Annotated in this window: 15 protein-coding genes; 9 read left to right on the top strand and 6 right to left on the bottom strand. The window is 67.6% G+C overall.

Annotated features, from left to right (window positions below; genetic code table 11):
- Positions 1-139: 139 nt before the first annotated feature.
- Together BTE28158_RS07200 and BTE28158_RS07195 are read right to left on the bottom strand one after the other, a co-directional pair.
- Positions 140-466, bottom strand: a complete 327-nt coding sequence (locus tag BTE28158_RS07200) for a helix-turn-helix domain-containing protein (protein ID WP_151048566.1) — start codon at positions 464-466, stop codon at positions 140-142.
- A 218-nt stretch (positions 467-684) separates the two neighbouring features.
- Positions 685-2,211, bottom strand: coding sequence for an AMP nucleosidase (locus BTE28158_RS07195; protein WP_059601858.1), 1,527 nt, complete (start codon positions 2,209-2,211; stop codon positions 685-687).
- 140 nt (positions 2,212-2,351) lie between these two features.
- On the opposite strand from BTE28158_RS07195, the gene BTE28158_RS07190 reads away from it, so the two are divergent.
- The 5 genes from BTE28158_RS07190 to BTE28158_RS07170 all read left to right on the top strand — a co-directional run bounded on the left by BTE28158_RS07190 (position 2,352) and on the right by BTE28158_RS07170 (position 5,823).
- Positions 2,352-2,750 (top strand): hypothetical protein, encoded by a 399-nt coding sequence (locus tag BTE28158_RS07190; protein ID WP_124621159.1) that lies wholly within the window; start codon positions 2,352-2,354, stop codon positions 2,748-2,750.
- Between the two features lie 107 nt (positions 2,751-2,857).
- Complete coding sequence (locus BTE28158_RS07185) at positions 2,858-3,856, top strand: homoserine kinase (protein ID WP_124621157.1); 999 nt, start codon at positions 2,858-2,860, stop codon at positions 3,854-3,856.
- Positions 3,847-4,656: a BPSS1780 family membrane protein gene (locus tag BTE28158_RS07180; RefSeq protein WP_151048559.1), complete on the top strand. Its 810-nt coding sequence runs from the start codon at positions 3,847-3,849 to the stop codon at positions 4,654-4,656. The genes BTE28158_RS07185 and BTE28158_RS07180 overlap by 10 nt, the downstream gene beginning before the upstream one ends.
- Before the next feature lie 140 nt (positions 4,657-4,796).
- The gene (locus BTE28158_RS07175; RefSeq protein ID WP_059601701.1) at positions 4,797-5,249 is read left to right on the top strand and encodes a MarR family winged helix-turn-helix transcriptional regulator; all 453 of its coding nucleotides are present in this window, start codon (positions 4,797-4,799) and stop codon (positions 5,247-5,249) included.
- Positions 5,250-5,403: 154 nt separating this feature from the next.
- Complete coding sequence (locus BTE28158_RS07170) at positions 5,404-5,823, top strand: organic hydroperoxide resistance protein (RefSeq protein ID WP_031399791.1); 420 nt, start codon at positions 5,404-5,406, stop codon at positions 5,821-5,823.
- A gap of 107 nt (positions 5,824-5,930) precedes the next feature.
- On the opposite strand, the gene BTE28158_RS07165 is transcribed toward BTE28158_RS07170, so the two are convergent.
- On the bottom strand, positions 5,931-6,107 hold the full coding sequence (locus BTE28158_RS07165) for a DUF3563 family protein (RefSeq protein WP_069228557.1): 177 nt from the start codon (positions 6,105-6,107) through the stop codon (positions 5,931-5,933).
- Positions 6,108-6,188: 81 nt separating this feature from the next.
- Positions 6,189-7,298, bottom strand: a complete 1,110-nt coding sequence (locus BTE28158_RS07160; RefSeq protein WP_151048560.1) for an extracellular catalytic domain type 1 short-chain-length polyhydroxyalkanoate depolymerase — start codon at positions 7,296-7,298, stop codon at positions 6,189-6,191.
- 249 nt (positions 7,299-7,547) lie between these two features.
- Here BTE28158_RS07160 and BTE28158_RS07155 point away from each other — a divergent pair, with 249 nt between their 5' ends.
- The 4 genes from BTE28158_RS07155 (at position 7,548) to BTE28158_RS07140 (ending at position 10,677) form a co-directional block, all read left to right on the top strand.
- On the top strand, positions 7,548-8,243 hold the full coding sequence (locus BTE28158_RS07155; RefSeq protein ID WP_151048561.1) for a phosphatase PAP2 family protein: 696 nt from the start codon (positions 7,548-7,550) through the stop codon (positions 8,241-8,243).
- Between the two features lie 140 nt (positions 8,244-8,383).
- Positions 8,384-9,181 carry a molybdate ABC transporter substrate-binding protein gene (gene modA / locus BTE28158_RS07150; RefSeq protein ID WP_124901301.1) on the top strand — a complete coding sequence of 266 codons (798 nt, stop codon included), beginning with the start codon at positions 8,384-8,386 and terminating at the stop codon, positions 9,179-9,181.
- 10 nt (positions 9,182-9,191) lie between these two features.
- Positions 9,192-9,869 carry a molybdate ABC transporter permease subunit gene (gene modB / locus BTE28158_RS07145; RefSeq protein ID WP_059601856.1) on the top strand — a complete coding sequence of 226 codons (678 nt, stop codon included), beginning with the start codon at positions 9,192-9,194 and terminating at the stop codon, positions 9,867-9,869.
- Between the two features lie 106 nt (positions 9,870-9,975).
- Positions 9,976-10,677, top strand: coding sequence for a sulfate/molybdate ABC transporter ATP-binding protein (locus tag BTE28158_RS07140; protein WP_124621150.1), 702 nt, complete (start codon positions 9,976-9,978; stop codon positions 10,675-10,677).
- Positions 10,678-10,850: 173 nt separating this feature from the next.
- Here BTE28158_RS07140 and BTE28158_RS07135 read toward each other — a convergent pair whose 3' ends face one another.
- Positions 10,851-11,696: a TOBE domain-containing protein gene (locus BTE28158_RS07135; protein WP_151048562.1), complete on the bottom strand. Its 846-nt coding sequence runs from the start codon at positions 11,694-11,696 to the stop codon at positions 10,851-10,853.
- Between the two features lie 48 nt (positions 11,697-11,744).
- Positions 11,745-13,376 carry a CHAD domain-containing protein gene (locus BTE28158_RS07130; protein ID WP_151048563.1) on the bottom strand — a complete coding sequence of 544 codons (1,632 nt, stop codon included), beginning with the start codon at positions 13,374-13,376 and terminating at the stop codon, positions 11,745-11,747.
- Positions 13,377-13,503: the final 127 nt, after the last annotated feature.

Here is a 13,503-nt window from a genome sequence, read left to right as displayed (position 1 = left end):
GTCATCGCGGCGACACGGTTGGGATTTTCGCGGCCAGAGGCATACGCATCGTCATCGGTTCACGAAATTCCACGAAGAACCCTAAAAAAGCCGCCAGCACCGTAGTGTCTGGCGGCTTTCTTTCGCGGCTGACCGCGCGTCAGAAATCGAGCTGCGCGGCCGTGATGCCAAGCGCAGCGGCGATCTTCTCGCGCGTCGACTTGCGCAGTTTCTCGCTTCGCTCCTGCTGCGCGTAAGCGGACTGGCTGATGCCGGGTCGGGCCGCGATATCGGCCTGCGTCAGTTTCAGATGTTCGCGCCATGCGCGCAGGGGCGTCGCCCCGTCTACTGTGGCGCTGATCACTTCGTGCGGGGTCAGGTCGCGCTCCTCTTCGTGCTGCGCCATGTAGTCCGCGTAGGGGATCACCACAAAGGCCGGTGCTCCGTCCGACCCGTTGATGATTCGGATGTTGGTGCGTGCGTTCAGATCGGCACGCACTTCCACGACCTGTGGGCGAAAGCGCTGACCGATCTGAAACCGCAGCGGGGGGCCAGCGCAATCACTGGCCGGCCACACGACCGAAAGCACGTGAAGTAGAACGCGTTCAACCCGTTCCATTGACGCGTCCAAGTTAGACACCGACGCCCATGTTGGACGCGAAGGCTCCCCGGATCATCCGGGGAGCCTTCTACCGCAATGGCTTGTTACTGAAACGCCACTTCCGCGAAGCTCCGAAGCTTGCGGCTATGGAGCTTGTCGAGCCCGTTCGTGCGCAGAATCTCCATCGCCTTCACGCCGATCTGCAGATGCTGGTCGACCTGGCCGCGATAGAACGTGTCGGCCATGCCCGGCAGCTTCAGCTCGCCATGCAGCGGCTTGTCCGAGACGCACAGCAGCGTGCCGTACGGCACGCGGAAACGGAAACCGTTGGCGGCGATCGTCGCACTTTCCATGTCGAGCGCGATCGCGCGGCTCTGCGACAGCCGCTGCACGGGCTCGCGGTGATCGCGCAGTTCCCAGTTGCGGTTGTCGACGCTCGCGACCGTGCCCGTGCGCATCACGCGCTTCAGTTCGGCGCCTTCGAGACGGGTGACCTCGGCCACGCCGCGTTCGAGCGCGAGCTGTACTTCGGCGAGCGCAGGGATCGGCACCCACAGCGGCAGGTCCGCATCCAGCACGTGATCCTCGCGCACGTAACCGTGCGCGAGCACGTAGTCGCCGAGGCGCTGCGTGTTGCGCAGGCCCGCGCAGTGACCGAGCATCACCCAGGCATGCGGACGCAGCACCGCGATGTGATCGGTGATCGTCTTCGCGTTCGACGGACCGACACCGATGTTGACCATCGTGATCCCGCTGCCATCCGCGCGCTTCAGGTGATACGCGGGCATCTGCGGCAGCCGCGGCGGCGCGGCGCCCTCGGCCGGCTCGCTGCCGAGGTTCGCGTTGTACGTGATGACGTCGCCCGGCTCGACGAACGAACTGTACTGGCTGCGGTACGCGCGCACGTCGGGATCGGTGCTTTCCGTCATCAGCGTGCGGCCGAGCTTCACGAATTCGTCGATATAGAACTGGTAGTTCGTGTAGAGCACGTAATTCTGGAAGTGCGTGGGCGATGTCGCCGTGTAGTGACGCAGCCGGTGCAGCGAGAAGTCGACGCGCGCTGCGGTAAACAGCGCGAGCGGATGCGGCTCGCCGGGTGCCGGCTCGAACGTGCCGTTGACGATACGGTCGTCGAGGTACGACAGGTCGGGCGTGTCGAAGATGTCGCGCATCGCGAGCAGCCGGTCGCGGTCGAGCTCGCCTTCGAGGTGAATGCCTTCGGGAAACGCGAAGTGAACCGGAATCGGCTGCGACGACACGCCGATCTCGATCTTCACATGGTGGTTCTTCGACAGCAGGCGCAGCTGCTCGCGATAGTAGTTCGCGAACAGGTCGGGACGCGTGACGGTCGTCTCGAACACGCCGGGGCCCGCGACGAACCCGTACGAACGGCGCGAATCGACGTGCGTGTTGACGTCGGTGCGAATCCGCACGAACGGGTAGCACGCGCGCACGTGCTCGGTGATCGATTCATGGCGGCGATAACGCGCGAACGCGTCGCGCAGGAAGCCGGTATTGGTGTCGTAGATGGCCGACAGCCGCGCGACGGCGGCGACGGAATCGTCGAATGCTTCGACGGGCGGGCTCTCAGGCGTCAGCACCCGATGCCGGCGGCTCAAATCGTTCTTCATTTTCATCACCTCGTCTGATCGGACGACATTACCACGGAACCCGGTCACGCTCATGGCCGCCCGCTCGCACGCCGCTTGCACGCGAGGGCCGGGCCGCGCGCAGTATTTGCTAAAATCCAAAGGTTCACTGGAGACTCATCATGAAGCCGCTCATTCTCGTCGCCGCTGCCGCCGTGCTCGCTGGCACGTTTGCCGCCGCCTACGCCGCCGGCGGCACGCCCGACGCCGACACGCAGGCCCGGGCCGAGGCCAACGAAGCCGCCGGCCTGCCCGATCTCCGCAAGATCAACCGACCCGGCGCCGAAGTCACGTCGAAAGTCGACTTCGCCGACATTCGTCGCACGCCGAGCTTCCATGAAAAGAGCAAGAACGGCACCGAGGTCACCGAGTATCGCGATCGCGGCAAGCCGGTCGAGATCGACGTGAAGTCGAACTTCGGCACGCGCTACCAGATGAGCTCGACGCTCGACACCTCGCCGAAGCCGCATGACGCGGGCGTCCCGATCACGCGCCTGCCGTCGGTCAACCTCCGCTACTGATTTCCTGCCGCGCCGCGTCGATCCCGACGCGGCGCACCGGCTTTCCCTTCACCTCCTGTCGCGCCGCACGCCGCGCGCGTGCCGACAACTGACCAGACGCATCTCGCATGGCCGTTTTCACCGCTGTTTCCGACTCCGATCTCGCGCAATGGATGCGCCACTACGAACTGGGCGACGTGCTGGCGTTCCGCGGCATTCCGTCCGGCATCGAAAACAGCAACTTCTTCCTGACGACGACGCGCGGCGAATACGTCCTGACGATCTTCGAAAAGCTGACGGCGGAACAGCTGCCGTTCTACCTGGACCTGATGCGCCATCTGGCCAGCCACGGCGTGCCGGTGCCGGATCCGGTCCCGCGCGACGACGGGGCGCTGTTCGGCGAACTGCACGGCAAGCCGGCGGCGATCGTCACGAAGCTCGACGGCGCCGCCGAACTCGCACCGGGGGTCGAACACTGCATCGAGGTCGGGCAGATGCTCGCGCGCCTGCATCTCGCGGGGCGCGACTATGCGCGCCACCAGCCGAACCTGCGCAGCCTGCCGTGGTGGCAGGAGAACGTGCCGGCGATCGTGCCGTTCATTTCCGACGCGCAGCGCACGCTGCTCGAGGACGAACTCGCGCACCAGACCGCGTTCTTCTCGTCGGACGACTACGCGGCGCTGCCGAGCGGCCCGTGCCACTGCGACCTGTTCCGCGACAACGTGCTGTTCGCGCACGCGGCGCCCGGCACCGGTCACGACATCCGGCTCGGCGGCTTCTTCGATTTCTATTTCGCGGGCTGCGACAAATGGCTGTTCGACGTCGCGGTGACCGTCAACGACTGGTGCGTCGACCTCGCGACGGGCGTGCTCGACGTCGCGCGCGCGGACGCGCTGCTGCGCGCGTACCAGACGGTCCGGCCGTTCACGGCCGAGGAGCGCCGCCACTGGAGCAACATGCTGCGCGCGGGCGCGTACCGCTTCTGGGTGTCGCGCCTGTACGACTTCTACCTGCCGCGCGCGGCCGAAATGCTCAAACCGCACGACCCCGGTCATTTCGAACGCATCCTGCGTGAGCGTATCGCCCACACGCCCGCGCTTCCCGAGACCCATACCGCATGCAACTGATCGAAGTGCCCGCGAAAGCGGGCTATGTCTGGTTCCGTCAAGGTATCTGGCTGTTCCGCCGGAACCCGCTCGCGTTCATCACGCTGTTTTTCACGTACCTGCTGGCGATCACGCTGGTGTCGATGGTGCCCGTCATCGGCGCGGCGCTGCCGCTGCTGTTCATCCCCGGCATCGCCGTCGGCTTCATGGCCGCGTGCCGCGACACGGTGGCCGGCAAGCCGGTGATGCCGACGATCCTCATCGACGGCTTTCGCTCGTACGGCTCCGTGACGACGCAGCGGCTGCTCGTGCTCGGCGTGGTCTACGTCGCGCTGATGGTGCTGGTGTTCGCCGCATCGTCCATCGTGGACGGTGGCGGGCTGCTCACCATGATGCTGGGCGCGACGAGCGAAACGAGTCCGACGCCGGAAGCGCTTGCCGCGCAAGGCACGCTCGGCGCGCTGCTGCTGGCGACGCTGCTCTACGCGCCGGTCGCGATGTTGTTCTGGTTCGCGCCGGTGCTGACCGCGTGGCACGACATCCCGCCCGCCAAGGCGCTGTTCTTCAGCATCGTCAGTTGCTGGCTCAATCGCGGCGCATTCGTGGTGTACGGGCTGCTGTGGTTCGCCGTTGCGCTCGGCACGTCGTTCGGCCTGTCGCTGCTGCTGCAGGCGCTCGGCGCCGGCGCCTACGTGCTGACGATCATGATGCCGGTGACGATCATCATCGTGACGATGATGTACTGCTCGTTCTATGCGACCTATCGCGGCTGCTTCGGCGTGCAGGAACCAGGAGCCGCAACGCCCGCCTCGGGCCGTTGAGCCGGGCCATTGACGCAGACTCGGCCGGCGCACGCCGCCGGCCGCCCCAACCTTCACGCTGCCCCCTGTTCAATCGAATCTGTTGCGCGCAAAATAATTTGCATGCAAATCATTAGCGCGTCCGCCGCGCCACCCGAATCATGGACCGCCTGCCCCCGCTGCCCCAGACGCTCGACGAGCAACTGTGCTTCGCGCTCTATTCGACTTCGCATGCGATGACGAAGGCGTACAAGCCGCTGCTCGACAAGCTGTCGCTGACCTATCCCCAATATCTGGCGATGCTCGTGCTGTGGGAACGTGACGATATCGCGGTGAAGGATATCGCCGCCCGCCTCGACCTCGACCCGGCCACCGTCACGCCGCTGCTGAAGCGGCTCGAGGCGCTCGGCTACGTCGAACGCGTGCGCAGTGCGACCGACGAGCGCGTCGTGAACGTGCGCGTGACGACGGAAGGCCGAGCGCTGAAGCTCAAGGCGCGCTCGGTGCCAGCCGATCTCTTTTGCGCGATGCAGCAAACGCCCGAGTTCCTGGTCAGGCTGCGCGCGGATCTCCAGCAATTGCGCAACGCGCTGTCGGCCGCCAACGAAGGCTGACGGCACGTCGATCTCAAACAGGCCCGGCACTGCCGGGCTTTTTCTTCAAATTTCATTTGCACACTAATCATTTGTGTTCTATATTTCTTTCGTGGCCGGCGACACCCCGTCCGACCGGACCGCTTCCTACCATTCTTCCGACAGGAGCTGCACCATGAACATTCTGTACAAGACCAGCGCCACCAGCACGGGCGGCCGCGACGGCCGCGCGGTATCCGCCGACAACAAGCTGGAAGTGAAGCTGGCCGCGCCGCGCGAGCTCGGCGGTACGGGCGCGGAAGGTACCAACCCGGAGCAGCTGTTTGCCGCAGGTTACTCGGCTTGTTTCCTGAGCGCGATGAAGTTCGTCGCCGGCCAGAACAAGCAGGCGCTGCCGGCCGACACGCAAGTGACCGCGGAAGTGGGCATCGGCCCGAACGACGCCGGCGGCTTCGGGCTCGACATCGAACTGCGCGTGTCGCTGCCGGGGCTCGACAAGGCCGACGCACAGGCGCTGGTCGACAAGGCGCACCACGTGTGCCCGTACTCGAACGCGACCCGCAACAACGTGCCGGTGCGCCTGACGGTCGTCTGACGCAACGCGCGGCGCCGAATGCAAAAGGGCGTGTGCGGCTGCTCGCCACACACGCCCTTTTGCGTGATTCGCCGGGCCGGCTGGTGAGCCGGCCCGCGCTGCGCTGCTTAACGCGAGCCGAACGAGAACGGACGGTTCATCGCCGCTTCGCGATCGATCTTGCGCATGCGGAATTCGAGATCGTAGATGTCGGTTGCTTCGGCCAGATAGGCATCGGCGCGCTCTTTCGCGGCCTTTTCAGCGTTCTTGGTCAGCATCAGGAAGAGGTGGCTCAGCAGGTACATGTTTGATCTCGCAATCCAAAGGTTCTTTGACTAGGGTTTTCCCGAATTATAGGGAAAACCCTAGTCTTTGGCCAGCATCGATCAGACGGTGCGTCGTTCGGTCGCCACAGTGCGCCGATTCTCTTCGAAAAATGACCAGATCATCGCGCTCGCATCGGGACCGACCGCCGCATGAAACGGCACTGCTTCGTCGCCGCCCGCCCAGGCATGTTCGAGCCCTTTCACGTGACAGAGCCGCACGATCGACTCGCCATCGCGACGCACGTCGGTGATCTGCGCGCCAGCCTCGCGCGTTTCCACACGCTCGCCGCCGCGCAGTGCGCCGCGGCTGTCCGCGAGCCCGTTCAGGCGCATGAACTGCACCATCAACTGGTCCGCATTCTTCGGCGCGACGACATGGTCCCGGTCGCCCTGCACGATCAACACGGGCATGCCCGGATACGCCCCCGCATCGACCAGCGTGTCGACCACCGCGGCCGGGTTCTGCCGCAGGCCGCGCCGCATCACGTCCATCGCGCTGATCCCGGAATTCGCCTCGCCGAGCGCGGGGCCCGAGTGCAGCGCCACAGCCGCGAAGCGATCCGGGTGGTGCAGCGCGAGCAGTGCTGCCAGGCCCGCGCCGGCCGACAGCCCGGCGACGTAGACGCGCGATGCGTCGAAGCCGTGCTCGTCGACGAGGGCGTCGACGAGCGACGCGGCCGCGTCCGCCTCTCCGCGGCCGGCGCGGTCGGTGTCTTCGTACCAGTGCCAGCAGCCGTGCGCGTGCGCGCGCAGCGACTGCTCCGGATACAGCACCGCGAAGCCATGCTTGTCGGCCAGCAGGTTCATCCGGGTGCCCTGCGCGAACTCGTCGACCGATTGCTGGCAGCCGTGCAGCATCACCACGAGCGGTATCGCACCGCGCCGGCGGCCAGGTGGAACGTACAGCCCGTAGGCGAGCTGCTGGACCAGGCGACCGAGCGCGGGCGCCATCGGATGCTCGCCGCGCGTCCACTCGCCGGCCGCCCATGCAGCCGCGCGCGGCCGCACGCGCGACTCACGCGGCGGGGACAGATCGGTTGCGGCGGGCGACGCGGCGGCCTCGAGCGTATCGCGCGCGATACGCTGTGCATCACGTGCCGCTCGTTTGGCGGCCGGAGACAGCATACGTTTCATGCCGCCCAGCCATACCTTCGTCAGACTTTTGGTCATCGATCGGGCTCGCGTTCAGGAAAAATAGGGATACAACACTCGGTGGATCGTTCGACTTTGTGCAATGCACCATAGCATTGTTTATGGGATTTTTCCTGCACGCGGATAGTTCCCCCGCGGCGCAAAAAACGGGCCTCGAGCATACGCGGCGCTATACTGGGGTTTAGCCGCTTGTATCCGTTGTAGTCGTTCTCTCCGGCTCGCGCGTTGATTTAAGCATTCGTCCCGCCTCTGCTCGTTCCTCTCCCGATGTTCGACCTGTCCTCTCACCTGTGGATCACGATCACCGCGTTCGGTGGCGCCGGACTGACCTTGCCGCTCGCGATCACGATCGCCGTGTGGCTCGCGCTCGGCTACTCGTGGCAGCGCGCGGCCGCGTGGCTCGGCGTGCTCGCCGTCGCGATCGGGGTCGTCGCGCTCACCAAGATCGCATTCCTCGGCTGGGGCGTCGGCATCCGCGCATGGGACTTCACGGGATTCAGCGGCCACGCGATGCTGTCGACGTCGGTCTATCCCGTCGCGATCTTCCTCGCGCTGATCCGCACGCGCACGACGGTGCGGATCGCCGGCATCGCGCTCGGGCTCGCGGCCGGTATCGCGGTCGGCGTGTCGCGCGTCGCGCTCGACGCGCATTCGCCGTCCGAATCGATCACCGGCTGCATCGTCGGCGCGATCGCCGCGCTGGCATTCATCGCCGGCTCGTGGCACGCGGTGCCGCACCGCTGGTCGGTGCCGGCGGTCGTCGTGAGCCTCGCGCTCGTCACGGTCGCGCTGCACGGCGTCACGGTGCCGTCGCATCGCTGGGTCACCAGGGTGGCGCTGGAACTGTCGGGGCACGAGCGGCCGTTCGTCCGCGCCCGCTGGAAAGCCAATCCCCACTACCGGCCCGCATATCAGCCGTCGTCGCTGCACCGCACCGGATCGCCGCCGTTGCTGCACGCGTGACGGGCCGCGCGCACGTCATTCCCGTCGCCGTTCAGGTCTGAAGATTTCATGCGCGCCGTCGCATGAACGGTATGTCGAGCGTTATAACCCGCCCTATATTACGATTACGGTTCCAACCATTCCATTCGAACGACCAGTCCATGCGCTCAACCGTCCGCCCGCTTCGCCGCACCCTGCTCCGCCTGCTGCCGCTCGCCGCGCTTGCCGCGGCCGTCTCGTTCAGCGGGCCGGCTTCCGCTGCCGACGAGCTGGTCGTGTCGGCGGCGGCAAGCCTGACGAATGCGTTCAAGGCCGTCGGCGATGCCTATCAGAAGCAGCATCCGGACACCAAGGTGCTGTTCAACTTTGGCGCGTCGGACGTGCTGATGCAGCAGATCGCCAAGGGCGCGCCGGCCGACGTGTTCGCATCGGCCGACCAGAAGGCGATGGATCGTGCGGTCGGCGAAAAGGTCATCGTGCCGGGTACGCGCCGCGATTTCGCGGCGAACTCGCTCGTGATGATCGTGCCGGCCGACAGCCACGTGGCCGCGCCCACGTCGCTGAACGACCTGACGGCGCCCGGCGTGAAACGCATCGCGTACGGCGACCCGGCGTCGGTGCCGGTCGGCCGTTACACGGAAGGCGCGTTGCGTGCAGCAGGCGTATGGGACGCCGTCAGCGCGAAGGGCGTGCTGGCCGCCAACGTGCGCCAGAGTCTCGATTACGTCGCACGCGGCGAAGTCGACGCCGGCTTCGTATTCGGCACCGACGCGGCGATCATGCCGGGCCGCGTGAAGGTGGTGCTGACCGTGCCGACGCAGACGGCCATCACCTATCCGATCGCGGTGGTCAAGGACAGCCGCCATGCCGCACAGGCGCAGTCGTTCATCGACTTCGTCGCGTCGCCGCAAGGCCAGGCCGTGCTGGCCACGTTCGGCTTCAAGCCCGCGGGCAAGTGAGCGCAGCATGATGCAGGACGCCTGGGTGCCGCTGCTGTTGTCGCTGAAGGTCGCCGGCTGGGCGACCGCGCTCGACATCGTGCTCGGCGTCGCCGCCGCCTTCCTGCTCGCGCGCTGGCGCTCGCCGATGCGCGACGTGGTCGATTCGCTGCTGACGCTGCCGCTCGTGCTGCCGCCGACGGTGCTCGGCTATTACCTGCTCGTGCTGCTCGGCCGGCGCGGCGTGTTCGGCGCATGGCTCGACAAGCTCGGCATCGAACTCGTCTTCACGTGGCAGGGCGCGGTGATCGCATCGATGGTCGTCGCGTTCCCGCTGATCCTCAAATCGGCGCGCACGGCGTTCGAAAGTGTCGATCCGCATCTCGAGCGCGCGGCACGCACGCTCGGGCTCGGCGAAGCCGCGGTGTTCTTCCGCGTGACGCTGCCGCTCGCCACGCGCGGCATCCTGGCCGGTGCGCTGCTCGCCTTCGCGCGCGCGCTCGGCGAATTCGGCGCGACGCTGATGATCGCCGGCAACCTGCCCGGCCGCACGCAGACGCTTTCGGTCGCGATCTATGCGGCGGTGCAGGCCGGCGACGACAGCACGGCCAACTTCCTCGTGCTGGTGACGTCGATCACCTGCGTGCTCGTGCTGCTCGCGACCGGCTGGCTCGTGCCGTCGCGCGCCGGGCGGAGCCAGCTGACATGACGCGCCTGCCGCATCCGTACCGCCGCGCCTCACGGGTCGCGGCAAAACGCCTTCCCGACGCGCGATCGGCTTCCCGCACGCGCGGCGCGGCACGACGGAGACCGGCATGAGCGTCGCCGTCGACATCCGCAAGACCTACGTGAATGCGGAGCGCCGCTTCACACTCGACGTGTCGTTCACGGCCGCCACGCAGCGCGTGGTGCTGTTCGGGCCGTCCGGCGCGGGCAAGAGCATGACGCTGCAGGCGATCGCCGGCCTGCTGTCGCCCGACGAAGGCACGATCGCGCTGAATGGCGAACCGCTGTTCGATTCCGCGCGCGGCATCGACGTGCCGACCCGTGCGCGCCGCGTCGCCTACCTGTTCCAGGACTATGCGCTGTTTCCGCACCTGAACGTGCGCCAGAACATCGCGTTCGGGCTCACGTCGGGCCTGCGCAATCCGCGTGCGAAGACCGTGCCGCCCGAAGTCGCGTACTGGCTGCATGCGTTCGAACTCGACACGCTCGCCGGGCAATTCCCGTCGCAGCTGTCGGGCGGACAGAAGCAGCGTGTCGCGCTTGCCCGCGCACTGGTCGCGCAGCCGCGCATCCTGCTGCTCGACGAACCGTTCGCGGCACTCGACGGCGCGATGCGCCAGCGCATGCGCCACGAGCTCGCCGAACTGCAGGCGCGGCTCGATATCCCGATGGTGCTCATCACGCACGACCCCGACGACGTCGCCGCATTCGGCGACCAGGTCGTGCAATTGAGCGAAGGACGCGTGCAGGCCGCCACGCCGCACGCCGAGTGGCCGACGCGCGTCACCTGATCGCGCGAAGGCGGTGGCCCAAGCGGCCACGTTTGACCTGAGAGAAGCCGCACTGGCGGCGCAAGCTGAAAACGGGATCGAAGCCGGCGCCTCGCGTACGTTGGGCGGCGCCGGTTTCGCCTCGCCTGCCCACGGTCATCGCCGGAAACGGCCCACACCGCCGCCGCGCGCAATCAGCCCGTCACCGCGAGAATCACGCTCGATGCCTTGAACAGCGCGATCGCACACCGGCCGGCGTCGAGTTGCAGCGCCCCGACGCTGTCGTTCGTGACCACGGCCGTGAGCGTCCCGCCGCCGTCGAGCGCCAGCGTCACCTCGCTGTTCACCGCGCCCGCCGCGACGGTTTCGACCGTCCCGTGCAACTGGTTGCGTGCGGATACCTTCAGAGACGCTTCGGCTCCGCCTTCGTCGTCGACGGCCAGCACGACCCACGACGCCTTCACGAGCGCGCACGCATCCGCGCCCGGCCGCAGGCCGAGCGCATCGGCACTTTCGTGCGTCAGCACCGCGACGATCACCTGCCCGCCGGGCAGCACGAGCGTCACCTCGTCGTTCACCGTGCCGCGCACGATCGACTCGACCTTGCCGAACAACTGGTTGCGCGCGCTCGTCTTCATCCCGATCCGGCCGATCAGTGCCCAGTCGACGTCGAAACCGGACACCGCCGCGCTCGCGGCGTCGATGAAGCGGCGATGCTCGCGCTCGATCGTGCGGAACGCGGCGATCAGCGACGTTGCGCGCGGCGTCAGCGTCGTGCCGCCGCCGCCCTTGCCGCCCGTCGAGCGCGTCACGAGCGGCTCGCCGGCCAGGTTGTTCATCGTATCGATCGCATCCCACGCGGCCTTGTAGCTGAGGCCGACGGCCTTCGCCGCGCGCGTGATCGACCCGGTGTCGCCGATCGCCGCGAGCAGCGCGATGCGGGTGGCGCCGCCGAGCGTCTGCTCGCCCGCGCGCAGCCACAGTTCGCCGCCCAGCTCGAGCGGTCCGGCAGAAGAGGAAAGAGGCGACGCGTCGCTCATCGGTCTGTCTGAAGAAAACGGGGGGCCATTATAGTGAGCGCGCGCCGCTCAACGCGGCTTGCCATCCAGCTTCGGCGGGCGCAGGCTCGCGAGCAGCGTCTCGGCGTCCCTCGCCGCGCGTTGCTCGAGCGCGGCGCCGTAGCCGCGCACGAAACCCAGCTGGTAAGCGGGCGCCGCCAGTTGCTCGAGATGATGCAGCGCGACGATCGTGTCGTTCGCCTCGCCAAGCACGCTCTGCACGCGCGCGAGCGTCTTGACCGTTTCGTTGCGCGTGCGGCGCGATGCCAGCGACGCGAAGAATTCGAGCGCGTAGCGCAGCCGCTTCGTGTCGATCCGCACCTGGTGCCGCGCGGCCGTGTCGAGCGACGTGAGCGACGGCGATGCATACAGGTGACCGAACAGCCGCCGCACGCGCTTGGTTGCGTGACGCCGCAGCGACGGTGCATCGTCGTCGGCATCGGTCGGCGGTAGCGCAAGCCCGCTCAGCCACTCGAGCCACCCGAGCGTCAGTCGCGCATAGCGCGCCGAATGCAGCGCCTGGCGCAGTTCGACGCGCGCGGCCATCGCCTGTACGCGCGCGGCGTCGAGCGTGCCGTCCCAGTCCGCGCTGCCGCCGTCGGCCGCGATCAGCGCGGGCAGGCTCTCGGTCGAGAACACGTCCCAGTCGCGCACCGTGCCGAGCAACGCCGCAAGCCAGCTCAAGTCGACGCCGAACGTGTTCTGCCATTGATCGTCCGCGAAACGCGGGAAGAAGCGCATCAGCGTACGCAGCCGCCGCAGCGCGACGCGCATCTGGTGCACGAATTCGGGATCGTCGCGGTCGAGCACACCGCCCTCGTTGCCGAGCCATTGCGCGGCGATGTCACCCGACAGCGCGAACAGCGCTGCCCGCTGCGAGCGGATGCCGGTCAGGTCGACGAGTTGCGCCTTGACCGGCCCGGCGACGGCAGGCTCGCCCGCGCACGCGCGATCGATCACGCTGGTCAGTTGCACGAACGCGGGCCATGCGCCGCTGAGCTCGCGCGCGGCGGCAAACAGCGCGCGCAGCGCGGCCATGCGTGCGGCGGCGGTTTCCCAGTCGGGTGCCGCGAGGCGCAGCTCGACATGGCGGCGCGGCGGCTCGGTGCCGCCGTGCAGGGTGATGTCGTCGAGCGTCATCTCGACCACCACGCCGCTGTCGTCCGCCCAGCGCCCGCGCCGCCGCTCGCTGACGAGCCGCGGCGGTGCCGGTGCCGACGATGCGGCAACCGCCGCTTCGTCGACGGCGCCGGCCGTCACGCGGTCGCCCTCGTCCGTGGCCTCCGCGGATTCCGAATCGGCGATCGGCACCGACACCGGCGTGGCCACGACGATGCCCGCATGCTCGGCATCGAACAACTCACGCGCCACGACACCGGGCGCGAATGCCTTCGTGCGCGACGCGACGACCCGCCGCCCCTGCGCGTTCGACTCGATCCACGTCCACCAGCACTCGCCGGGGTTCGTCTCGGCTTCCTCGACCTGGCACGGCTCGATCGTCACGCGCTCCTGGCCGCGCCGCATCCGCACCTGCGGGCAGATCCGCCACGCACGGACGAGTTCGGCACCGAAGTCGCGCTGCTCGCCACGGGCCCGGCTTCCCGTCTTGACCGGCCAACCTTCCAGCGACAGGCACAACACGATTTCCAGCACACGCGACATGGAGGCTCCTGCACATGAAGAATCGCCGGCGCATCGTCCGCGCCGGCGTCGCCCGTGAAGCAGCTTCCATAGTACACGCCGCAAAATCGCGCGGGAGACGACCTGGCCCTGTCGCGCCTGTCGCGCA

It is taken from the genome of Burkholderia diffusa, from assembly GCF_902499115.1.
Lineage (GTDB): Bacteria > Pseudomonadota > Gammaproteobacteria > Burkholderiales > Burkholderiaceae > Burkholderia > Burkholderia diffusa.
This window is presented reverse-complemented; position numbering and strand designations above follow the sequence as displayed.

Bases quoted from the DNA above. Each gene is read 5' to 3' on its own strand.
- BTE28158_RS07195 (WP_059601858.1), bottom strand. From the start codon at position 2,211: ATGAAGAACGATTTGAGCCGCCGGCATCGGGTGCTGACGCCTGAGAGC.
- BTE28158_RS07190 (WP_124621159.1), top strand. From the start codon at position 2,352: ATGAAGCCGCTCATTCTCGTCGCCGCTGCCGCCGTGCTCGCTGGCACG.
- BTE28158_RS07185 (WP_124621157.1), top strand. From the start codon at position 2,858: ATGGCCGTTTTCACCGCTGTTTCCGACTCCGATCTCGCGCAATGGATG.
- BTE28158_RS07180 (WP_151048559.1), top strand. From the start codon at position 3,847: ATGCAACTGATCGAAGTGCCCGCGAAAGCGGGCTATGTCTGGTTCCGT.
- BTE28158_RS07175 (WP_059601701.1), top strand. From the start codon at position 4,797: ATGGACCGCCTGCCCCCGCTGCCCCAGACGCTCGACGAGCAACTGTGC.
- BTE28158_RS07170 (WP_031399791.1), top strand. From the start codon at position 5,404: ATGAACATTCTGTACAAGACCAGCGCCACCAGCACGGGCGGCCGCGAC.
- BTE28158_RS07165 (WP_069228557.1), bottom strand. From the start codon at position 6,107: ATGTACCTGCTGAGCCACCTCTTCCTGATGCTGACCAAGAACGCTGAA.
- BTE28158_RS07160 (WP_151048560.1), bottom strand. From the start codon at position 7,298: ATGACCAAAAGTCTGACGAAGGTATGGCTGGGCGGCATGAAACGTATG.
- BTE28158_RS07155 (WP_151048561.1), top strand. From the start codon at position 7,548: ATGTTCGACCTGTCCTCTCACCTGTGGATCACGATCACCGCGTTCGGT.
- modA (WP_124901301.1), top strand. From the start codon at position 8,384: ATGCGCTCAACCGTCCGCCCGCTTCGCCGCACCCTGCTCCGCCTGCTG.
- modB (WP_059601856.1), top strand. From the start codon at position 9,192: ATGCAGGACGCCTGGGTGCCGCTGCTGTTGTCGCTGAAGGTCGCCGGC.
- BTE28158_RS07140 (WP_124621150.1), top strand. From the start codon at position 9,976: ATGAGCGTCGCCGTCGACATCCGCAAGACCTACGTGAATGCGGAGCGC.
- BTE28158_RS07135 (WP_151048562.1), bottom strand. From the start codon at position 11,696: ATGAGCGACGCGTCGCCTCTTTCCTCTTCTGCCGGACCGCTCGAGCTG.
- BTE28158_RS07130 (WP_151048563.1), bottom strand. From the start codon at position 13,376: ATGTCGCGTGTGCTGGAAATCGTGTTGTGCCTGTCGCTGGAAGGTTGG.